General features: G+C 43.3%; 28 protein-coding genes and 1 other RNA gene. 26 read left to right on the forward strand and 3 right to left on the reverse strand.

What is annotated here, in order from left to right; all coding sequences use genetic code 11:
* The first annotated feature begins 26 nt into the window (after positions 1–26).
* The 15 genes from BHE18_RS12310 (at position 27) to BHE18_RS12380 (ending at position 13840) form a co-directional block, all read left to right on the forward strand.
* On the forward strand, positions 27–431 hold the full coding sequence (locus BHE18_RS12310) for a sporulation protein (RefSeq protein ID WP_071618840.1): 405 nt from the start codon (positions 27–29) through the stop codon (positions 429–431).
* A gap of 840 nt (positions 432–1271) precedes the next feature.
* Positions 1272–3011, forward strand: a complete 1740-nt coding sequence (locus tag BHE18_RS12315) for a carbon starvation CstA family protein (protein ID WP_071618841.1) — start codon at positions 1272–1274, stop codon at positions 3009–3011.
* Between the two features lie 78 nt (positions 3012–3089).
* Positions 3090–3347: a cory-CC-star protein gene (locus BHE18_RS12320; RefSeq protein WP_071618901.1), complete on the forward strand. Its 258-nt coding sequence runs from the start codon at positions 3090–3092 to the stop codon at positions 3345–3347.
* 22 nt (positions 3348–3369) lie between these two features.
* A complete protein-coding gene (locus tag BHE18_RS12325; RefSeq protein WP_071618842.1) occupies positions 3370–4320 on the forward strand; it encodes an ArsA family ATPase in 951 nt (316 codons plus the stop codon).
* Between the two features lie 94 nt (positions 4321–4414).
* Positions 4415–4924, forward strand: coding sequence for a DinB family protein (locus BHE18_RS12330; RefSeq protein WP_071618843.1), 510 nt, complete (start codon positions 4415–4417; stop codon positions 4922–4924).
* 418 nt (positions 4925–5342) lie between these two features.
* Positions 5343–5858 (forward strand): GrpB family protein, encoded by a 516-nt coding sequence (locus BHE18_RS12335; RefSeq protein ID WP_071618844.1) that lies wholly within the window; start codon positions 5343–5345, stop codon positions 5856–5858.
* 628 nt (positions 5859–6486) lie between these two features.
* Entirely contained in the window at positions 6487–6747 is a 261-nt protein-coding gene (locus BHE18_RS12340; RefSeq protein WP_071618845.1) for a metal-sensitive transcriptional regulator, read from the forward strand.
* 97 nt (positions 6748–6844) lie between these two features.
* A complete protein-coding gene (locus BHE18_RS12345) occupies positions 6845–7072 on the forward strand; it encodes a sulfurtransferase TusA family protein (protein ID WP_071618846.1) in 228 nt (75 codons plus the stop codon).
* Between the two features lie 52 nt (positions 7073–7124).
* Entirely contained in the window at positions 7125–7604 is a 480-nt protein-coding gene (locus tag BHE18_RS12350) for a DsrE/DsrF/DrsH-like family protein (RefSeq protein ID WP_071618847.1), read from the forward strand.
* A gap of 48 nt (positions 7605–7652) precedes the next feature.
* Positions 7653–8222 (forward strand): sulfurtransferase TusA family protein, encoded by a 570-nt coding sequence (locus BHE18_RS12355; protein ID WP_071618848.1) that lies wholly within the window; start codon positions 7653–7655, stop codon positions 8220–8222.
* A 48-nt stretch (positions 8223–8270) separates the two neighbouring features.
* The gene (locus BHE18_RS12360) at positions 8271–9398 is read left to right on the forward strand and encodes an MBL fold metallo-hydrolase (protein ID WP_071618849.1); all 1128 of its coding nucleotides are present in this window, start codon (positions 8271–8273) and stop codon (positions 9396–9398) included.
* A gap of 113 nt (positions 9399–9511) precedes the next feature.
* Positions 9512–10288 (forward strand): sulfite exporter TauE/SafE family protein, encoded by a 777-nt coding sequence (locus BHE18_RS12365; protein ID WP_071618850.1) that lies wholly within the window; start codon positions 9512–9514, stop codon positions 10286–10288.
* 167 nt (positions 10289–10455) lie between these two features.
* Positions 10456–11571, forward strand: a complete 1116-nt coding sequence (locus BHE18_RS12370) for an ATP-binding protein (protein WP_071618851.1) — start codon at positions 10456–10458, stop codon at positions 11569–11571.
* Between the two features lie 222 nt (positions 11572–11793).
* On the forward strand, positions 11794–12720 hold the full coding sequence (locus BHE18_RS12375; RefSeq protein WP_071618852.1) for a DUF1002 domain-containing protein: 927 nt from the start codon (positions 11794–11796) through the stop codon (positions 12718–12720).
* 361 nt (positions 12721–13081) lie between these two features.
* Positions 13082–13840 (forward strand): PAS domain S-box protein, encoded by a 759-nt coding sequence (locus BHE18_RS12380; RefSeq protein ID WP_071618853.1) that lies wholly within the window; start codon positions 13082–13084, stop codon positions 13838–13840.
* A 50-nt stretch (positions 13841–13890) separates the two neighbouring features.
* Here BHE18_RS12380 and BHE18_RS12385 read toward each other — a convergent pair whose 3' ends face one another.
* Positions 13891–14160, reverse strand: a complete 270-nt coding sequence (locus tag BHE18_RS12385) for a DUF3243 domain-containing protein (RefSeq protein ID WP_071618854.1) — start codon at positions 14158–14160, stop codon at positions 13891–13893.
* Between the two features lie 258 nt (positions 14161–14418).
* Here BHE18_RS12385 and BHE18_RS12395 point away from each other — a divergent pair, with 258 nt between their 5' ends.
* The 3 genes from BHE18_RS12395 (at position 14419) to BHE18_RS12405 (ending at position 15554) form a co-directional block, all read left to right on the forward strand.
* Complete coding sequence (locus tag BHE18_RS12395; RefSeq protein ID WP_071618856.1) at positions 14419–14775, forward strand: rhodanese-like domain-containing protein; 357 nt, start codon at positions 14419–14421, stop codon at positions 14773–14775.
* A gap of 27 nt (positions 14776–14802) precedes the next feature.
* Positions 14803–15099 carry a rhodanese-like domain-containing protein gene (locus tag BHE18_RS12400; RefSeq protein WP_071618857.1) on the forward strand — a complete coding sequence of 99 codons (297 nt, stop codon included), beginning with the start codon at positions 14803–14805 and terminating at the stop codon, positions 15097–15099.
* A gap of 95 nt (positions 15100–15194) precedes the next feature.
* Positions 15195–15554, forward strand: coding sequence for a YidH family protein (locus BHE18_RS12405; protein WP_071618858.1), 360 nt, complete (start codon positions 15195–15197; stop codon positions 15552–15554).
* A 514-nt stretch (positions 15555–16068) separates the two neighbouring features.
* Here the strand turns inward: BHE18_RS12405 and BHE18_RS12410 are convergent.
* Positions 16069–16335 (reverse strand): hypothetical protein, encoded by a 267-nt coding sequence (locus tag BHE18_RS12410; protein WP_071618859.1) that lies wholly within the window; start codon positions 16333–16335, stop codon positions 16069–16071.
* 215 nt (positions 16336–16550) lie between these two features.
* Here BHE18_RS12410 and BHE18_RS23245 point away from each other — a divergent pair, with 215 nt between their 5' ends.
* A complete protein-coding gene (locus BHE18_RS23245) occupies positions 16551–16694 on the forward strand; it encodes a hypothetical protein (RefSeq protein ID WP_171910706.1) in 144 nt (47 codons plus the stop codon).
* Positions 16695–16756: 62 nt separating this feature from the next.
* On the forward strand, positions 16757–17278 hold the full coding sequence (locus BHE18_RS12415; protein WP_071618860.1) for a type 1 glutamine amidotransferase domain-containing protein: 522 nt from the start codon (positions 16757–16759) through the stop codon (positions 17276–17278).
* A gap of 71 nt (positions 17279–17349) precedes the next feature.
* On the opposite strand, the gene BHE18_RS12420 is transcribed toward BHE18_RS12415, so the two are convergent.
* On the reverse strand, positions 17350–17646 hold the full coding sequence (locus tag BHE18_RS12420; RefSeq protein ID WP_235860313.1) for a phage holin family protein: 297 nt from the start codon (positions 17644–17646) through the stop codon (positions 17350–17352).
* Between the two features lie 168 nt (positions 17647–17814).
* Between BHE18_RS12420 and BHE18_RS12425 the strand changes: the two genes are divergently transcribed.
* The 6 genes from BHE18_RS12425 to BHE18_RS12450 all read left to right on the forward strand — a co-directional run bounded on the left by BHE18_RS12425 (position 17815) and on the right by BHE18_RS12450 (position 20761).
* Complete coding sequence (locus tag BHE18_RS12425) at positions 17815–18252, forward strand: peptidylprolyl isomerase (RefSeq protein ID WP_071618861.1); 438 nt, start codon at positions 17815–17817, stop codon at positions 18250–18252.
* A gap of 57 nt (positions 18253–18309) precedes the next feature.
* Positions 18310–18497: non-coding RNA, 6S RNA (gene ssrS / locus BHE18_RS12430), on the forward strand.
* Positions 18498–18599: 102 nt separating this feature from the next.
* On the forward strand, positions 18600–19031 hold the full coding sequence (locus BHE18_RS12435; protein ID WP_071618862.1) for a flavoprotein: 432 nt from the start codon (positions 18600–18602) through the stop codon (positions 19029–19031).
* The gene (locus tag BHE18_RS12440) at positions 19031–19408 is read left to right on the forward strand and encodes a nuclear transport factor 2 family protein (protein WP_071618863.1); all 378 of its coding nucleotides are present in this window, start codon (positions 19031–19033) and stop codon (positions 19406–19408) included. Before BHE18_RS12435 ends, BHE18_RS12440 begins: the two co-directional genes overlap by 1 nt.
* Before the next feature lie 26 nt (positions 19409–19434).
* Positions 19435–19836: a GNAT family N-acetyltransferase gene (locus BHE18_RS12445; RefSeq protein WP_083573758.1), complete on the forward strand. Its 402-nt coding sequence runs from the start codon at positions 19435–19437 to the stop codon at positions 19834–19836.
* 25 nt (positions 19837–19861) lie between these two features.
* On the forward strand, positions 19862–20761 hold the full coding sequence (locus BHE18_RS12450; RefSeq protein WP_071618864.1) for a hypothetical protein: 900 nt from the start codon (positions 19862–19864) through the stop codon (positions 20759–20761).
* Positions 20762–21098 lie beyond the last annotated feature (337 nt).

Below are 21098 nucleotides of genomic sequence, written 5' to 3' on the forward strand. Positions count from 1 at the left end.
ACAATCAGGAGAAAGGTGGTTAAAGCATGTTAAATAAATTTCTATCAAGTATCGGAATCGGTCATGTAAAAGTGGATACCGTGGTCAGCAAAGCCGAAATCAAACAAGGGGAAACCATCCACGGGGAAGTCATCCTTGAAGGAGGGAAGGCAGACCAGCCGATCAATGAGGTAAGTCTTGTGCTCCTCCACAAGTATGAAGAAGATAAAGAGGACAGCGATTTTTCTTATCATGAAAAGGAGCTGAATACGCTCATCCTGAATGAGATCGGAACAATCAAAGCCGGGGAGAAAAAAACGATACCTTTTCAGTTCCCGACTGAAAGCAGTCATCCCAAAACGGATGACACCAACGAAACGGTGTTAAGGACGACCGTGGATATCCCTCAGGCGGTGGACCCGACGGATGAAGACGGCATCATCGTAAAGTAATTAAAGGAACCGGATGTCCATATGAAGTAGTTCAGTTTTAGTGGAGAAATACTTTAAATACCATATGAGCCAGATTACTTTTTAGCACATTAAACGAATGGTTGTTTATGTCGTTTTATCAATATTTAAAAGATAGTGATACCTTGACAATAGACATTGTTATTGTGCAATTTAGGGTGCTATTTAGATAAAACCACATGGCTAAAATGTTATTAGCAGATACGAAAGATGGGAATTTGAAGAGTGAGTAACCAGTGATAGAAAAATAAGGGGAGTTTTTACTGTTAACTGCAGATTAGAAGTGATATTTGGGGGATATTAGGGAAGTTTTTCCCTATATACTAAGCGAAGCTACCTATTTTCATGGTTATCGAGTCAAATAAGAGGAATTTCTCCCTCTATATAAGCTATTTTCGATACTATTTGCTAATTAAGGGGAGGTTTTCCCTCTATAAATCTCTATGAGCATAGAACCTGGTTTCATTTTTTAAGAAGGCAAAAGTTTAACATGTTTCTGCTTCACCTAGTCACCGATTGGGAGGGTGAAGTAAAAAGCTTGGGATATCCCTCAAGCGGTGGACCCGACGGATGAAGACAGCATCATAGTAAAATAGCAAAAGAACCGGATGGTAATATCCGGTTCTTTTTTCATGCGACGAATATCCCTATCATTTCCATCACCTCGTGCAGCACGGAACTTACCGTTGAAAACGGCGATAAGCCAATGTAAAATGTAGTAAGCGTATACATTCTAAAAATTCTGCATTTTCAATCATCACGAGATCTCCTTCATGAATGAACAGGATGTATTACTCTATAACATGTTGAAGGAGGAAAATCATGGGAGGAATTTGGCTTGCATTAATAGGGGGACTTGTATTTTTATTAGGGTACAAGTATTACTCTAAGCTGATTGCAGAACGGATTTATCGATTGGATCCGAATTATGTCACACCTGCACACCAGTATAAAGACGGGGTTGACTTTGTTCCGACGAATAAGTTCGTCCTGTGGGGGCATCACTTCACATCAGTTGCCGGTGCTGCACCGATTGTCGGTCCGGCAATCGCGGTTTATTGGGGCTGGCTGCCGGCGTTTCTATGGGTCATACTCGGTACCGTATTCGCGGCCGGGGTGCATGATTTCGGCACACTCGTCCTTTCTGTGAGAAACAAAGGACAATCAGTGGGGACACTGGCAAGCAAGTTGATCGGGAAACGGGCCAAGGTACTGTTTTTATTCATTATTTTAATCCTTGTACTGATGGTCAATGCCGTCTTTGCATGGGTCATCGCGAACTTATTCATTACGTTCCCTGCAAGTGTTCTGTCTGTATTCATTCAAATTCCGCTGGCTGTCTGGATCGGGTACAGGGTCTATAAGCGGAGCGGAAGCATGCTGCTCCCGTCGCTGGTTGCGCTGGCAGTCATGTATCTTTCCGCCGTCGTGGCAAGCAGGGTGGAATTCCTGCAGATCGATTTTGTACAGTACTTCGGGGGTGAAGGCGCGGTATCTTTATTCGGCCTAAGCTCTACCAGCATGGCATTCTTTGCATGGATCATCATCCTGATGATTTATGTTTATATCGCCTCAACGCTTCCGGTTTGGAAGCTGCTGCAGCCGAGGGATTATATCAATTCGCATCAACTGGTCGTCGGCCTGGGGTTATTGTATTTGGGGCTGTTATTTTCAAATCCGAAGATCACGGCACCGATGACGAACAGTTCCGCCGATGTTTCGTGGTTCCCGCTGCTATTCATCACCATAGCGTGCGGAGCGATTTCAGGATTCCACGGTCTCGTCTCGTCAGGTACTTCATCCAAGCAGCTGAATAATGAAACAGAAGCAAGATTTGTCGGATACCTAGGCGCTGTGGGTGAAGGGGCACTCGCGCTGATTGCGATCATCGCCTGCATCACATTTTTCCCGAATATCGCAGAATTCAAAGCTACATACAGCGGGTTTGCTGCTGCAAGCGGAGCAGGGCTCGGTGTTTTCATCAAAGGTGCAGGACAGCTCGCTGCAGGCCTCGGAATCCCGGCAGACATAGCTGCCACGATCGTATCCGTCATCATCGTGAGCTTTGCAGCTACAACGCTGGATTCTTCTGTCCGATTGATGAGGTATATCATTGCCGAATTGGGTGAGGAATATAACGTCATGCCATTGACGAAAGCGCATGTGGCCACAACGATCGCGGTTGTGTCGAGTGCAGCCCTTACACTTCTGCCTCAGGGTCCGAAGGGCTTTGGGTCAGGCGGATATCTGCTGTGGCCGTTATTCGGTACATCCAACCAATTGCTTGCAGGTATCAGTCTGCTCTTGATCACGATCTGGCTCAAGAGACAGGGAAGGAATTATATCGCAACCTTGATCCCGATGCTGTTCCTGATGTTCATGACACTTTGGGCCATGATAAACCAGGTGATCTTTGAATGGTCGGGAGCCGGGAATACGGAAGGGAATATGCTGCTATTCATCTTTGGAAGCATCATCTTGATCTTCACTCTGTGGATATTGATCACAGCCGCTTCTTCGCTTTCGAAAAAGGGAGAAGATCCTACACAGTTCACAGCCTGAAAAGAGGGACCTTTTTGAGTGCCAAAAAGGTCCCTTTCCAATATTTCAGAAGGAGGGGACATAGTGATGAACGCCGCTATGCTGGAAAAATTCAAGCGCATCATACATTTGTACGATGAAATCATCCGGCATCCCCACAAGACAGAAATCGCAAGGGAATTAAGAGATGAGGACGACCTGTTTTTCCTGCTTTTATATTCTGACATGCTCGGGCTGCCGAATCCGGTATTTTATTACACATTGGAACTGTATCCATTCATGCTCGAGAAATTCCATGACTGGCATTTACGGATGGGGATGGAGCATTCCCCGCTTGAGGGAATAAGATGCTGCTGATACAGGGAAAGGAGGGGAGAAAGTGAATACAATTGAAAATCAATCCATCGTCTTTGTAGGGGGCAAAGGGGGAGTCGGTAAATCCACCTCGGCTTCTGCACTGGCGATGATGTTTGCACAGTCCGGGGAAAAGACACTCATCATTTCCACCGACCCCGCCCACAATTTAGGGGACATTTTCCACACACATATCGGAGGGGAGAAAGTGCAGCTGGGGGACAATCTGTGGGGACTTGAAATAGACCCTGACCAGGAAACGAGATCCTATATAAAAGGGGTGAAGGGCAACCTAAAGGGCATGATCAAGTCGTCGATGATCGCCGAGGTCCACCGGCAGATTGATATGGCGGCCTCGGCGCCGGGTGCGGAGGAAGCCGCTTTGTTCGACAGGGTGGTATCGATCATCCTCGAGGAGAAGGAGCATTTTGATAAAATCATCTTCGATACGGCACCCACCGGTCATACGATCAGGCTCCTGTCACTCCCGGAGCTGATGGGGGTATGGATGGACGGCATGCTTGAAAGAAGGAAAAAGACAAATAAAAATTACTCCCAATTACTGAATGACGGCGAACCCGTGGAAGATCCGATATTCGATGCATTACATAAAAGAAGGGAAAAATTCGCCATGGTTCGTTCCATCCTGCTGGATCCGAAGAAGACAGGCTTCATATTCGTCCTGATCCCCGAGCGGCTTCCGATCCTTGAAACAGAAAAAGCCATCGAATTAATGAAAAAGGTACAACTGAACATCCAGGGACTCATCGTCAACAAAATCCTCCCGGAAACAGCCGACGGAGAATTCCTTCAAAAAAGAAAAGACCAAGAAAAAGAGTACCTGCAGCTCATGAAAACAAAATTCACCGAACAAAAACTATACCAAATCCCGCTGCTCGAAGAAGACATCTGCACCCCGGACCATCTCAAAACATTCGCACGGCATCTGCGGTCAGAAGTATCCCCGGGGGTATGATTGCCCTAAGGGGTTTCGTTTTGGGAGAGGAAACGACAAGCAGCAATAAAAAGTGCATTATCCATTACAATCTGCACTATTGAGGAGGATTCTTGTGCGTCCAAGACCAGTATGTATTGAAAATCCAGAGCATGACAGATATGTGAGTCTTGTGCCAGATGGAGATATCGAAGAAATACTCAGTAAGCAGCGAACGAAGACCATTACCCTCTTAAGCGGCGTATCAGAGGAGTCAGCAAGGACGGCATACGCACCAGGGAAATGGACTTTAAAAGAAGTGATTGGGCATATGACCGACTCGGAACGTGTGATGTCGTATCGAATGCTTGCCATTGCACGAAATGAAAGTGAACCACTCCCGGCGATGGAACAGGATCAATACGTCTCTGCGGCAAACTTCAATAAATTATCCTGGGAGCAGTTACTAGCTGGTTTAGACACGGTGCGCTCCAATACGTTAAGCCTTATTTCAACCATTGATGATGCAGCGTGGGGTCGAAATGGAACTGTAATGAACAGCCCAGTTTCCGTAAGCACCATTGCATACGGCATTGCCGGGCACGAATTACACCATTTAAAAGTGATTCGTGATAAATACTTATGAGTTTTTTCTACTAATGAAAAATCTAATTTCTCATTAAGTGCTGAAAATTAGGTTTATTAATAGAATTTCATGACACCCATATGAACGATGCCGGAACTAATTTGTCTGCAGCAACTTGGTTCCGGCTATATATTTGGACTGAAAAACACAAATCTCAGCTCCTTCCAGCGTTTGATTGGAGTGCAGGGCGAAGACTCCTGCGGGAAAAGTAGCTAATGTGAGACCCCGCAGGCGAAGCCGAGGAGGCTCACAAGCTACCCGCGGAAAGCGAAGTCCTGCACGGAAATCAATAGCGGTATTAGAAGGCCACCTTTCACATTGAAGAAGCAGCTGCCCTTTGTTCAAGAAAAGGACAGGATAGTAGAATAAATTATAAGTTCTAAAGAGGTGAAAATTTTTGCAGGAGGAGCAAGGGGCGATGAGAAAGACAGAAATACTTCCATGGACAGAAGAATGGGGAAAAGTATATTTGAAAGAAGAAAGTAAACTCAAAGAAATTTTTAAAGATGAGCTGATTGAGATATACCATATAGGTAGTACATCAATACCTACAGCAGGATATGCAAAACCAATAATAGATATCTTAGTCGTTGTAAAAGACATTGAGAAAGTAAATTTATTCAATAAGGAAATGTTGTGTTTAGGGTATGAACCAAGGAATGAACACGGAATAACAGAAAGAAGATATTTTACAAAAGGTAAACAAAAAAGGTCTCATCACGTTCATATCTTTCAACTTGGAAATAAAAACATTGACGCCCATTTATCATTTAAAGAATACTTAATCAATAATCCAGAGGATGCAAAAAATTACGGAGATCTTAAAAAGATTTTGGCAAAACAGTTCCCTAATGATACGCATAAATATCAAGAAGTTAAAGAGAAATTTGTTGATGAATTAATTAAGAAAGCAGTTGATTGGAAAGTAAACTAAGCTTCTTGTTCTTCCGCAATCGGGGGCTTTAACGTTATTAGAAGTTAATAAAACGTAAAAGCCCAGAACCATTTAAGTCTTGGTTATCACTGTTAAACAAAGTGTTATTTGTTCTGCTAATACTGATGCTAATTTGGGTGTGATATAAAGTTTTAAGTTTTTCATGCCTAAACGTGACCCGTTATAATTACTGAAGGATTTTATGGAAGCCATACAAACGAGATTTGGTTAATATGTTTAAAATATAAGATAAGCCGGAACTAATTTGTCTGCAGCAACTTGGTTCCGGCTTTATATTTGGACTGAAAAACACGAATCTCAACTCCTTCCAGCGTTTGATTGGAGTGCAGGACGAAGACTCCTGCGGGAAAAGTAGCTAATGTGAGACCCCGCAGGCGAAGCCGAGGAGGCTCACGAGCTACCCGCGGAAAGCGAAGTCCTGCACGGAAATCAATAAGCGGTATTAGAAGTTCACTCTAAGATAGTTACTATAGGATGCTGTTTTCCTAATATTGTTCAGCTAAAAAAATTTTTTCACGCACCACTTGACTGAATACTCCATAGGGTATATTATAGTCAATGTAGCAAGAACACATCACAACAAATCAAGTTTCTGGGAGGTGTCTACATGGAATACAATTCACAAGTAAAAAATCGAATCAAACGTGTTGAAGGGCAGCTCCGGGGAATCTTACGAATGATGGAGCAAGGGGAAGATTGTAAAGATGTCATTACCCAGCTGTCAGCAGCCAAAACGGCTCTTGATCGTTCAGTCGGCTTGATTGTAAGTATGAACCTCATTGAATGTGTGAGAGATTCACAGGAGTCCGGTGAAAACACGGATGAAATCGTCAAAGAAGCAGTGAACCTGCTGGTGAAAAGCAGATAAATAAAAAGTGTTGACAACTTTTTTTATATCATTTAACATACCCATATAGGTATTTTAAGATAAAAAATTATAAACAAACATTTAGGAGGAATTATTAATGAATGCAGATAAAGTACTTGACGCAAAAGGATTAGCCTGCCCGATGCCAATCGTAAAAACAAGAAAGGCAATCAAAGAAATTGAATCTGGTCAGATCCTTGAAGTTCAAACAACGGATAAAGGTGCAAAAAGTGATTTGACTGCTTGGACTAAGTCAGGCGGACATGAACTTGTCGATTCTAAAGAAGAAAATGATGTATTCACATTCTGGATTAAAAAAGGATAAATTTTTTTAAGGGGAAATATACCCCCGATTGTATTTTAAAGGAGGAAAACAAATGTCAGAGACAAAAACAACAAACATTATTCTCTTCAGCGGAGATTACGATAAAGCAATGGCAGCATACATCATCGCAAACGGTGCTGCTGCATATGACCACGAAGTAACCATTTTCCATACCTTCTGGGGCTTGAATGCACTGAGAAAAGAAGAAATGGTTCCGGTGAAGAAAAGTTTCATGGAGAAAATGTTCGGCAAAATGATGCCGCGCGGAGCAGATAAATTGGGATTATCCAATATGAACTTTGCAGGAATGGGACCTAAAATGATCAAAGGTGTCATGAAAAAGCACAATGCAATGCCTCTTCCGGATCTGATCGAGATGGCAAAAGAGCAGGATGTTAAGCTTGTTGCATGTACGATGACAATGGATCTATTGGGACTTCATAAAGATGAACTGATGGATGAAATCGAATATGCGGGTGTGGCTGCATATTTGGCTGATGCGGAGAACGGCAACGTAAATCTATTTATCTAATTTTTTTGAAATAAAATATACCCTACGAGGTAATTGGAGGTTCTTTTTATGACAATTGAAGCAAATTTCGTTCTAGATGCAAAAGGTTTGGCATGTCCGATGCCGATCGTGAAAACCAAGAAAGCGATGAAAGATCTTGAAGCCGGCCAAGTGATCGAAATCCAGGCAACGGATAAGGGGTCTAAAGCAGATCTGCAGGCATGGGCAAAGAGTTCAGGCCATGACTATCTCGGCACGATTGAAGAAGGCGATGTCCTGAAGCACTTCGTCCGAAAATCAAGCGGCGAAGACAGCGTGGAACGCAAGCATGAAGCAGTTACGAATAATGAAGAACTGGCAGGAAAGCTCGGCGATGAAAATACGCTCGTACTGGATGTTCGTGAAAAAGCAGAATATGCATTCAAACACATTCCTGGAGCATTATCGATTCCACTCGGTGAATTGGAAGCAAAAGCGGATGAGCTTGCAAAAGATAAAAACATATATGTTGTCTGCCGTACAGGGAACCGCAGTGATATGGCAGCACAATTATTAGTGGATAAAGGATTTGCGAATGTCATCAATGTAGTGCCCGGCATGAGCGAATGGTCAGGCGACGTAGAATCTGAAGTTGAATAATAAATCATCACGTTGATTAAAGAAAAATAAAACTGGGAGGTAGAGAAAATGGCAGTAAAAGCAATGAGTCCAAAAGAAGCAGCACAAAAAGTGATGAATAAAGAAGACTTGTTCATCTTGGATGTACGTAACACAGATGCGTTTGAAGATTGGAAAATCGACGGACATAAGTTTGAGTATCTTAATATCCCTTACTTCGATCTTCTGGATGGAGTGGAAGAGATAATGGATAAACTTCCGAAAGACAAGGATATCCTTGTTGTATGTGCGAAAGAAGGGTCTTCCGTCATGGTGGCAGAGATGCTTTCTGACGAAGGACTGGATGTTTCTTATTTAGAAGGCGGCATGAAAGCGTGGAGTGAACACCTTGAACCGGTAAAAGTCGGTGATCTCACTGACGGCGGCGAGCTGTACCAATTCGTACGTCTGGGGAAAGGCTGTCTTTCATACATGGTGGTTTCCAATGGTGAAGCGGCAGTCGTTGATGCTACACGCATGACGGATATTTTCATCGATTTTGCAAAAGAGAAAAATGCAGAAATCACAAATGTATTTGATACTCACCTGCATGCCGATCACATTTCAGGCGGACGTAAAATCGCTGAAGCGGTGAATGCCACTTACTGGCTGCCTCCAAAAGATGCGGAGGAAGTAACGTTTGAGTATGCTGCACTTGAGGATGGCAATAAGGTCGTCATCGGTAACTCAACGATTGATATCAACGCATTATATTCACCCGGACACACAATCGGTTCTACATCTTTCGTGATCGACGAGAAATATCTGTTATCCGGTGATATCTTGTTCGTAGACAGCATCGGACGCCCGGACCTTGCCGGTAAAGCAGAGGACTGGGTTGCTGATTTGAGAGAAAGTCTATATAAACGTTATAAAAATTTATCCATGGAACTGACTGTCCTTCCGGCTCACTTCATGATCATCGATGAATTGAACGAGGACGGTACGGTCGGCGAAAAACTCGGTACTCTTTTTGCGAAGAACCATGGTTTGAATATCGAAGACGAAGAAGAGTTCAGAAAGCTTGTTTCCGAGAACCTTCCTCCTCAGCCGAATGCATATCAGGAAATCCGTGAAACAAACATGGGGAAAATCACTCCTGATGATGAGAAGCAGCGTGAAATGGAAATCGGTCCAAACCGCTGTGCAGTCCGCTAAGCGAATACGAAAAGTAAACGGGAACCTTTCAGGAGGTTCCCATTTAAAATGATGCACTTCGCAGGGCTGCTTGATCATAAATCAAAAGAGCTCATGAAAAGGAGGAACTGACGATGGATTTGGCATTTATCATTACCATATTTTTAATCGGCTTCATCGGATCTTATATTTCAGGAATGGTTGGAATCGGGGGAAGCATCATAAAGTATCCCATGCTTCTGTATATCCCTCCATTATTCGGGCTGGCCGCATTCTCGGCACATGAAGTCTCCGGCATCAGTGCCGTACAGGTATTCTTCGCCACACTCGGGGGCGTATGGGCTTACCGGAGAGGCGGATACCTGAACAAGACGCTTATCGCCTATATGGGTGTAAGCATCTTGATCGGGAGCTTTATCGGAGGATTCGGTTCGAAGGCGATGAGTGAAGACGGCATCAACCTTGTCTATGGTATCCTGGCATTGACAGCTGCAATCATGATGTTCATCCCTAAAAAAGGGATCGATGACATCAAGTTTGAAGATGTAACATTCAATAAATGGCTGGCAGCCGTACTGTCCCTGATCGTAGGGGTCGGCGCAGGGATTGTAGGGGCTGCGGGAGCATTCCTGCTGGTTCCGATCATGCTGGTCGTCCTTAAAATCCCTACAAAGATGACGATTGCATCCTCTCTTGCCATCACGCTGATTTCTTCGATCGGTTCAACCGTCGGCAAGATCAGTACAGGGCAGGTCGACTACGTGCCTGCAATGATCATGGTAGTGGCAAGTCTGATTGCCTCTCCACTAGGAGCTACGGCAGGAAAGAAAATGAACACAAAAATCCTGCAAACGATATTGGCCCTGCTGATACTGGGTACAGCCATCAAAATTTGGCTGGACATTCTATAAGATGCATGCCTGCCCCCGCTGTAATGCTTACACTTGCAGCGGGGGCAGGTTTTTTTTGATTAAGTTTTCAGAATTGAGCTAAAAAAATACACAAATAATGTAATTTTCGTTACAATGGAATTACTGAGGAAATTTAAACCAATTCGTGAATGGAGGGAGCGGGTACAGTGTCTGATGAAGCACAGGGAAAAGTCGGGCTGCTGCATGAACAGGGGATGAACACTCCAGAACAGAACATGAGAAATCTGGAATATAACGCCGAGCTATACAGGCGGATCGTTGAATTCTCCCCAGATACCGTAATTATTACAAAGAATGATGTGTGTCAGTATATCAATGAAACGGGAATAAAGCTGCTGCATGCAGAGAGTAAATCAGAGATCATGAATAAAAGCATACTCGACTTTATTCATGATGACGATAAAGAAACACTCAAAGAACGATTGACGAACTTGAATAAAGGCGAAACGGCTTTGCCTCATCCTTATACCTTGATCTGTCTCGATGGTTCAGTTGCAGAGGTTGAGTTGAAAGCCATTCCCACCTTCTTTAATAATGAAAAAGCGATACATATCATTGTACGTGATCTTTCTGAACAGAAAATCACACAGGAACTGATGATAAAATCCGAAAAATTGTCTGTTGCCGGGCAGCTGGCTGCAGGGATTGCGCACGAAATCAGAAATCCGATAACATCTATAAAGGGTTTCCTCCAACTGATGGAGAATGATATTCCTGAGAAGAAAGATTATTTTGAAGTGGTCTCCTCTGAAATCAACAGAATTGAATCAATCTTGAACGAATTACTTGCCCTCGCAAAGCCGAAAGCTTCCGATATGGAAAAAGTGAATCTTATAGAATTGGTCAATCAGGTCGTCACCTTGCTCAATACGGATGCCATCATGAAAGACATAGAGATCAAGCCTGTATTTATGTGCAAGCGGTGCATGGTTGTCTGTGATGAAAACCGGATCAAACAAGTCTTCATAAATTTTATTAAAAATGCAATGGAGGCGATGCCGTCAGGCGGTAAAGTAATGATTGAAGTGGAGCAGTCCGATCTTGTGACGGTGATCAAGTTCATCGACGAAGGGGAAGGCATCCCTGATGAAATTGCCGGAAGAATCGGAGAACCTTTCTTTACGACCAAAAGCGACGGCACGGGCCTAGGGATCATGGTCAGTAAACAAATCATCGAAAATCATTCCGGGAAAGTAAAGATCAGCAGTGATCAGAGTGGTACCTGTGTCGAGGTGGAGATACCAATATCATATTGCAGATAAAAAAACGATGAGGGTCGATCCATCATCGTTTTTTTATTGATCCGGCTGGTTTGAGACTAAAGCTGATTTTTAAAAAACTGAAACTTATTTCAATATTAAACGTCTATTACAATGTAGAAAAATAAGACCAGAGGATGATGCAAAGTAAGTTCAGTACTTGTACAATGAGTAAAGTTTCATGAGGGGCAATAATCATTGAAGCATCGAAAAGGAGAATGAAATATGAAAAAATGGATTAGTTCTGTACTCGTTATTCTATTGGTAATTGGAATCGTGCAGCCTGCAATGGCTTCAGATAATAATAAGCAGGAAGAAAGCATCAATGAAAAATTCGGGGTGCCGATTGTCGTATATGGCGAGACACTGTCCGACCAGCAAAAAAAGACCGTGCAAGATGAGCTCGGGATCGATGAAAATACCGACGTTGAGGAATTCACTGTAACAGGGGAAGACCTTGTAAAATATATAGAGGGAGAAAATCGAAATGCCCGTATGTTTTCTTCAGCGAAAATCACAAGGCAGGAAAAAGGCCAGGGGCTGAATGTAGAGATTGTGACTCCGGATCAGATCACAGAAGTGACCGAATCCATGTATGCCAATGCATTATTGACGGCTGGTGTCGAGAATGCGGATGTTGAAGTGGCTTCACCTGTCAAAGTGAGCGGTCATTCCGCGCTGACCGGCATTTATAAAGCGTATGACGTAAGCGGGGAAGAGCTCGATTCCGTACGGATGGAAGTGGCGAACGAGGAGTTGAATGTCGCAACTGAATTAGCGAAGGATGCAGGCATCGATAAAGAAAAGGTCAGTGAACTCCTGACAGAAATCAAAAAGGAAATCGCAGAGCAGGATCCGGCCACAAAAGAAGAAGTGGAACAAATCGTTGAAGAAAAGCTGAAGACGATGAACATCGAACTCAATCCTGAAGACCGTCAGATGTTGATTGATCTGTTTGATAAAATCAGGTCACTTGATATCAACTTCGACAATGTCCAGCAGCAGCTTGAAGATCTGACAAAGGATATTCAAACGACGATCAAAGATCTTGTGAATGACGAAAGCTTCGGTCAAAAAGTATCCGATTTCTTTACAGGCTTGCTGGATGCGATTGCTGATTTGTTCAGGTCGATTAAGAATCTATTTTCATAATTTCTAATTGAGGCTGACCAACCCTCATTACCCAAGAGAAGTATAAATACGGAAATTCTATCAGGAAATTAGAGCAAAAGGCTTAAGCTCGAATAACTCGAAGAAAATCTAATTGCTCCAACAGCTCAAATAGTTTTAACAACTCAACAATAAAATCTTATAGCCGAATCTTTCGGCAAAACGAAAGAAGACCTGTCAACCAACCATGACAGGTCTTTTTTTCTGTTGCCTGATCCATAGGCATTTTTAAATTTCGATACATGCAGTGACAATAGACAGATGTCGGATGGAAAACGTTTTCCCGTATTTGTTGCGTCCTGCAGTGAATAGCGATATCGTTAGAGGAAAGGAGTGAGCAATTGTGAGCGAGGATTTGTCAGAAATAGATTATCTAAAGGTTATGGAGTATTCACTAGATCCACTTATCATACATACGGATTACCGAATCATGTATGTGAACGATGCTGCAGAAGAATTTTTTCGAACGGATAAAGAAGGCGTCGTCGGTCAAAGTCCATTGGATATTTTCAGGGATTCCTCAAAGGACGCAATCAGGAAAAGAATTCAATCTGCGTACGGAAGTCCCGCAGATGTCATTGAAGAGACAATCTATCGAACGGACGGAACGACCGTCGAAGTCGAATTGTACTGTCACCCCCTGATGATAGGGGATACTCAGGCGATTCAAACATATGTATATGACATCACGGAGAAGAAAGAAAGGGAAAAGAAACAATCGGAAATGGCGGCTGAAATAAATGAATTATCCGCTGTACTGGTTCCTTTGCTGGACGATATTGCCGTCCTCCCGATCGTCGGGACGATCGATGAAGAGAAAGCCCGCTGGCTGCTCGAAATCATTCCGGCCAAAGTGAGGAAACAGAACGTGAATCATGTAATCATCGACTTCTCCGGTGTCTATACATTAAATCCATTCGTTACGGATGCCTTATTTAAGATTACAAGTGTGCTGGCCTTACTGGGCGTTCGTTCCATCATCACGGGATTACGGCCGGAAATGGTCACGAGTGCTCTAAACCAGAATATCGACCTTTCATTGATGCCCACGCTTGCCACGGTAAAAGATGCCCTGGCTTATATGCATGTAGATGTTCAGTAATAAAATAACGCCCGCAGCGGTCTAAATCGCTGCGGGCAGTACTGCGTGATTTAGTTGGTTTGGTCAGCAAGCTTGACCAGTACATGAGCCATATGCTCGCGCTCTTCTTTATTGGCCACGTTCCACATCTCATTCAACACTTTCTGCTCCCGGTTCCGCGGCTCCTCGTGCTCCGCTAAATAGTCTGCAACTCGTTTAGCACCCTTAGAAAGAGCCTCCTCACTAAGACCCAGCTTTTCTCCCCTTTGAACCTGATTTCCCAGGTAGTTCTTGAAAGAATCGAATTGCTGCAGGATTTCCTCTTTTTTGTCTTCATTCATTTGTGCGGCTGCCCGCTTTGGATCGTGTGCGATAATGAATTCCTCCTTTTGTTGTTAGTAGTGTCTTTCCCCTGCAGAATTGAAATAAACAAAGAAGAACACATCCAGATATCCGGGGTGGTGTTATTTGAAGGGGTACAGCTAAATACATCCAGATAATGTTTCAACATTCCTTCCTGTCCGTCATCATTATTTTTAATTGACAAAATACCTCCTGGGGTATAAAATGAAAATATACTTACTGAGAGAGGTGTTTTAATGGAGTTCATCGGATTGTTGATATTGGCCGGATTGGTTCTTATATATATAAGGCAGATGAAAACAGGTAAAAACGTGAAACAGATTTCAACGGTGGATTTGAAGAAACAATTAGGGGACAGGACGAAACAATTTATTGATGTGCGGACTCCGGCAGAATATAAAGGCAGACACATTAAGGAATTCAGAAATATTCCGCTCAACACCCTGCACAGGAATCTGGACAAGATTTCGAAAGACAAGGAAATAATCGTAATCTGCCAGAGCGGGATGAGAAGCGCGAAAGCATGCAAGATTTTATCTTCATCAGGCTTTTCGGTCACAAACGTCAGAGGCGGAATGGGCGCCTGGACATAATGCCAATATACAGAGAGGAAAATGACAATGAAACGAATTTCAACGGATGAATTACAACACAAATTCGAAACCGGGGAAGCCCTTGATATAATTGATGTGAGGGAAGCTGTCGAGGTCAGAGCAGGGAAAATACCCGGTGCCGTGAATATACCCCTCGGTCTTTTGGAATTCAGGATGAATGAACTCGAAAAGGGCAAACAATACTTCATGGTCTGCCAATCCGGCGGGCGAAGCAGCCAGGCTTACCGCTTTCTCGAATACCAGGGATACGATGTGGTGAACGTGGACGGCGGAATGTCTTCCTGGAATGGAAAGGTACAGTAGAAAAGGACTTTTATTTAGTCCTTTTTGTTTTCTCCAAGATTAAAAAGGTAATGATAAAAGGGAACTCTTAGTAAGCAGAAATGAGATGATGCACGTTGAAAGAAACAAATGAATCAAAATACATTCAGCAGCATTTAGCGAATGAACGGACGTATCTTGCATGGATCAGAACCTCGATTGCCATACTCGGTATCGGGTTTTTGACGACAAGCCTTCATAGTACTTCGATTGTAGAAAGTGAATTCCAAGGACTGATCACGGTGCTTATCAGCGGAGTAAGCATTATCGTCGGATTGTTTCTTATTGTAGGCTCGACGATTAATTATTACCGTGTGCGAAAGCATATAAATACGCAAACATTTACCTCGGCCAGTGCAGTGATCATCTTTTTGTCGGTTATCGCTTTGATCATCTTAGTCTTTGTCTTCATGTATCTGTTTTCTTTAAACAGATAGAGGTTCTGTTTTTAAATGCAAAACCTAATTATGGGCTTTTCCAAAGATGAGGCCAGGTTAAAATAAACTTCCTCAATAAGGGGAGAAATTCCCCTTATTGAGGAATTAGCACGAAATATGGAGTAAATAAGGGGAATTATTACTCCTATTTACTCCAAAAGCATGTAAAGAGCCCATTTACCTTGACTTAACGGAAAAAATTCCCCTTATATCCCCCGAACCTACCCAGATTGTGCAGGATAGCAGGAAAAACTCCCCTTATTATAAAAATAAGAGATTACTCACAATTGAAGGAAATGTCTGCTTCATCTATCTGCCTCTCAAAAATCAACATCCCCCTTTTGCAGCACACCATTTGGTATTACAATCAGCATGCGGACTTCAACGTATGACCCCATATTAAAACGGGATCGAAACCCGATTTTTTTATATCAACAAAAAGAAGCAGTCTCATTCAGTTACGAATAGGACTGCTAATTTGGCGGAGAGAATTAATGGATTCCCACCTGTTTATTTATTGGTTATCCTGCTTCTTTTCATTGTAGTATTGAACTGATGTCATGGCGCCTTCGCTGACCATTGAGTTGTCTTCGATGTTTTGTGGATCGGGGTTGCCGCCTTTGTCCACCGGCAGGTCCTCAGATCTGCGTTTTTTGATCTTCGTCATCAAGCCTTCTTTCATATTGTGCAGCTGGTTTCTGTTTTCCTTTGAAGAAAGCAGCCATCCTAATGAACCTGCTGTTACAGTAGCTCCGACTAATAATGTTTTATTTACTTTCATGAATGTTCTCCTCCTAAAGCCTTTTGTCTTGTGTTTGGTTTTGTTATTCCCCTCAAGCCTCCTTTTAAACATAATGGAACATCCAATAACTAGCAATGCATCCGGAAGGCTCATTCGTAAGAGCGATTATTCAAAAGAAAAAAATCCGGCCTCATAACATTTCTAATTAATGGAATAATATCACCATGACATTTAGTAGCGAAAGGGTGATATTCATGAGAAAAAAAGTGACAGGCAAGCAATTGTCAGCCATCATTTACATATGCGGTGCCATGATGACCGTTATCGCGTTTGCCGTTTCCATTATCCAAACGAATACGATCATTAAAGCGATAAAGAAGTACAGTCCGTATAGTTGAAGTGCTTATGGTTGCAAAGAACAGGATTTATCAGCACAATGAAGGCATAGGAGGGATGAAGGATGAAACTGAAAGGGAAGAAGATCTTACAGCTTGTAAGCGCGGATTTTGAAGACCTGGAATTATGGTATCCCGTTCTCCGTTTAAGGGAGGAAGGGGCTGAAGTCCATATCGCAGGGGAAAAGTCAGATGAGGAATACATAGGGAAATACGGCGTTCCGATCGTCAGCGACCTCACGTTCGGGGATGTGAACCCTGAAGATTATGACGCGATACTGGTTCCCGGCGGATGGTCTCCTGATAAACTCCGGAGATACCCGGAGGTCCTTGATATGGTAAAAGCGATGGATTCAAAGAAAAAGCCGATCGGACAGATTTGTCATGCCGGCTGGGTATTGATTTCTGCCAAGATTCTGGAGGGCGTAAAAGTCACCAGTACCCCGGGCATCAAAGATGACATGGAAAATGCCGGTGCCACATGGGTGAATGAACCGGTCGTAGTGGACGGCCACATCATCTCGAGCCGCCGGCCGCCTGATCTGCCGGATTATATGAGGGAATTTATAAAGGTCATGGCTGAATAAAAAAGAGAAGAAGTCATCCGGTAAAGGAAGAAGTCATCCGGTAAAGAAGGATGACTTCTTCTCTTGATTAGCTATTTTTTATTTCGCTTCCTCTTATCCCCGTCCCTCACTCTTCTGACAAACGTCTGTTTGAACGATTGATGAGTCGTAATCGCCGCCCCGGTGCAGATGAACCCATTTGCAATGCCGTTGAAATCCAATCCAAGTGTCGAGGTGCTCGCTGCCACACCAGCGGCCAGCAGGATCCAGATGATGAGCCAGTCGGGAATATGCGGTGTTTTTTTTAATGCAAAACCTAATACCCATAAAGCCGGCACGAGAATCGTCAATTGAGGATGAATGGTGATGCCGCTCAGTAAATCAGTCAATTGCAGCCCTCCTTTTGAATAAGCCTGCTACTATTCTATTCCTTCCACTTGGAGGTTCATGACTGATTGGACAACATTTTTCAGGACAGACAGTTTAATGTTAAAAGTGACAACGGAAACCTTCAATGATAAAATATGAATGACTTTAAAGAGTAGGAGTTGTTTTAAATGGCGAAAAAAGGATACATACAATTTCAAACAGGTGAAAAGGTAGAATTCGATCTTTTCCCGAATGAAGCACCAGGTACTGTTGAAAACTTTGAAAAACTGGCTAAAGAAGGATTCTATGACGGTTTGACTTTCCACCGTGTCATCCCTGGGTTCGTAAGTCAGGGAGGCTGCCCGAATGGAAACGGGATGGGCGGCCCGGGCTACACAATCAAATGTGAAACAGAAGGAAACCCGCACAAGCACGAGGAAGGTTCCCTTTCCATGGCACATGCAGGCAAAGATACAGGCGGAAGCCAATTCTTCATCGTTCATGAGCCTCAGCCGCACCTGAACGGTGTTCATACCGTTTTTGGAAAAGTAACTTCTGGCATTGATACCGTGAAATCAATGAGAAATGGCGATGTAATGGAGAAAGTCGAAGTATTCGACGCATAATCATTTCCCTGAGATTTAACGGTTGAAATTCACCGGTAAATGATATACTATATAGTATACAAGCTGCGTTGTACGTAATCATAACGAAGTTTTAACCTTTAAACTGTAACAGGGAGTTTTATATCGAAGCCGGAATGTCAAGCCTCCGCGATAGAGGACGACAGGAAATCTTCTGCAAACACCCACTTTGAGGAGTGGTGGTTTAAAACTTTCTTATCCAACATTACGGCAAATGTGGCTCTAATTTTTTAACACCAGGCCAGTTCTCTTAGAGAGCTGGCCTTTTCTCTTGTATATTTTAAAAGTGCGAATTTTTTGAAAGGTGTATTATTGAAAGGGGACTTATCATGAATGATACGTTTGAATGGTTTCTTGAAGAATTCCTGGGTGCATGGAAGAAGTCATCGATCACGGAGATGGAAAGGTTCATATCGCCGGATTACCAAGCCAGGGAAATATCTAATGGGGAAAGGTTCGATTTTGGCTATGAAGAATCGATAAATGGGTGGAAGCAGGGGTTTCAATTTGTTAATGAGAACGAAGCCCGGTGGGATATCAACCAACTTTTCACTCTCCCTCTAAAGGAAGATGAAGTGATGGCCGTTTTAGCGGCAACGATCATCATAAAGGGAAAAACGATGGAAACAGCGAATGTATTCTTTAACACATTCAAAAATATAGAAGGTTCAGGATGGAAGCTGGTAAGAAGCTACATAGAATCAGGTGTTCCTGTTGAGAATGTCCATGAAATGGCTTTAAAAAAGAAAGGGTTGTCGTGATGAATAAGAGTTCGCGAAAAGAGAAAGCAGTGTCATTTCTGCAGATGGCGGCTGCGGGGGATGTCCGGGAAGCTTTCGAACGGTTTACAAGCAGTGAATTCCTTCACCATAATCCTTATTTCCGAGGAGATGCGGAATCCATCATGCAGGCGATGGAAGAGAATGCCCGGAAGAATCCTGAAAAGATGTTCGAGTTCAAATTTGTGTTGGAGGACGGAGATTTCATAGCGGTTCATTCGCACGTAAAGCAGCATCCAGGAGACCTTGGTGCCGTTGTTGTTCATATGTTCCGTTTTCAGGATGAGAGGATCGTGGAGATGTGGGATGTCGGACAGCCGGTCCCGAGCGAATCACCGAATGAGAATGGAGTCTTTTAAGCTTGGAAAAGAATGGGGGGACAAGTGTGCCTATAGAGTATCTGAGCTTCAAAGAGAGACGGATCAACCCTGATGATCTGATGAGACTATATAGACAAGCAGGCTGGTGGGAGGAAAGAGAAGAGACAGCTATAGAGAAGGTACTGAACAGCGGTGATGCAGTTGGTGCATGGGATGGCAATGATCTTGTTGGATTTGCAAGGGCAGTGAGTGACGGTGAGTTCAGGGCTTATATTGAAGATGTTGTGATCGATAAGGAATATTGGAATACTGGTACCGGCACTTTGGTGGTCTCAAGATTGCTGGATGAGCTTGCCCACATTGATGTCATCAGTTTATTTTGTGAGAAAGAATTGATTCCCTTTTACGAAAAAAACAACTTCAAAATGAGCAGCAGTCAACATGTTCTGCACCGCAAGAAAAGGTAATGGACGGAGTAAGGGGGGAAGGGAATTGAAAATACATATGAAGCCTGAATCCGGGGCGATCAAGCGTTGGATCGGAGCATTTATCCCTGAAAGAGACTTGTTCTTTCTGACGGAAAAGGACCTTGGGGATTTTAAAGAATATCTAGATCACGTTTTAGTCATTCCGAAAGAAGAATTTTCAGCTAACGCTACTTATAACGGGATTCAATGGCAAAACAGCTATACTTATTGGAATTTATCAAACGAAGTTGAATTTGTCATTGTTGCACCGCCGGACTGGGTGGGCAGGCTGCCTGAGGTAAAGAGAAAGCAGTTATTTCATCGTCAAAAAGAGGTCGGAAGCGGACTGGTTTATGAGATCTCGCATGACAGGATCGATGACTCGATACCAGCGGATCACCTTATGGAGTCAGGAGGTGAACAGTTCATCGTTCTGCAGAAAGTCATGTGGGAAGAGCTCAGCTATGACGTTAAGAGAGACCTTATCAGTGAGTTTGCACAGCAGTGGGAGGAGTGGACATGTTACGAATATTCACTGGAATCCCGCCCGCACTTGCAGAAATATGCGAATGTCTTTCCTTCTTCCGGGGGAGGCAATTGTTTAGCCGCGACATTATTCGCAGTTACCCGGGAGGAGTGGATCATCAACGAGTGGGTCCACCAAAAAACGTTCAGTCTTGGGTTAAAGAGAGCACATTACCGTCGAGTCGAGAACGGGGAGATAAGGGATGGAGACGTTGTGACATGGGAAAATGAGAGTGGAATCATTCAGCATGCATCTTTTTGTGTGGGTGATGATAAGTTCTTTAATAAGAGCGGGCAGACGTTTTTTAATGCGTGGAAGATTGTTGATTGGACAGATTTGCAGGAGATGTGGAAGTCATATAGGGTGAAGGTTTTACGTAAGGATAATTTTAATGTCTAAAGCCATACATGCTAGTATAATTTCTAAACACCGTTAATGATTTCCGGGCAAGACTTCGCTTTCCGCGGGTAGCCCGTGAGCCTCCCTCACGATAATGGCAGGTTACTTAGAATATCTTTGTTTTTCTCGGGATTTCTTAAGTGTTCAACATAAGAGACACGGCATGGTCAAACAGATACACCCAAATTTAAATATATCTGGAAACACGCTTGGCACGTTAATAGACCGGAAAGGGGTATTTCCAATAATAGGTACTAAAATATGATCGCACCTTTGGATCTCCACAAGCGACATGGTGGTGGACCCTCCCATTTCTCTCGGCGTCTATGCGCGTAAA

Origin of the sequence: Rossellomorea aquimaris, from assembly GCF_001877785.1 — a bacterium.
Taxonomy (GTDB): Bacteria; Bacillota; Bacilli; order Bacillales; family Bacillaceae_B; genus Rossellomorea; species Rossellomorea aquimaris_A.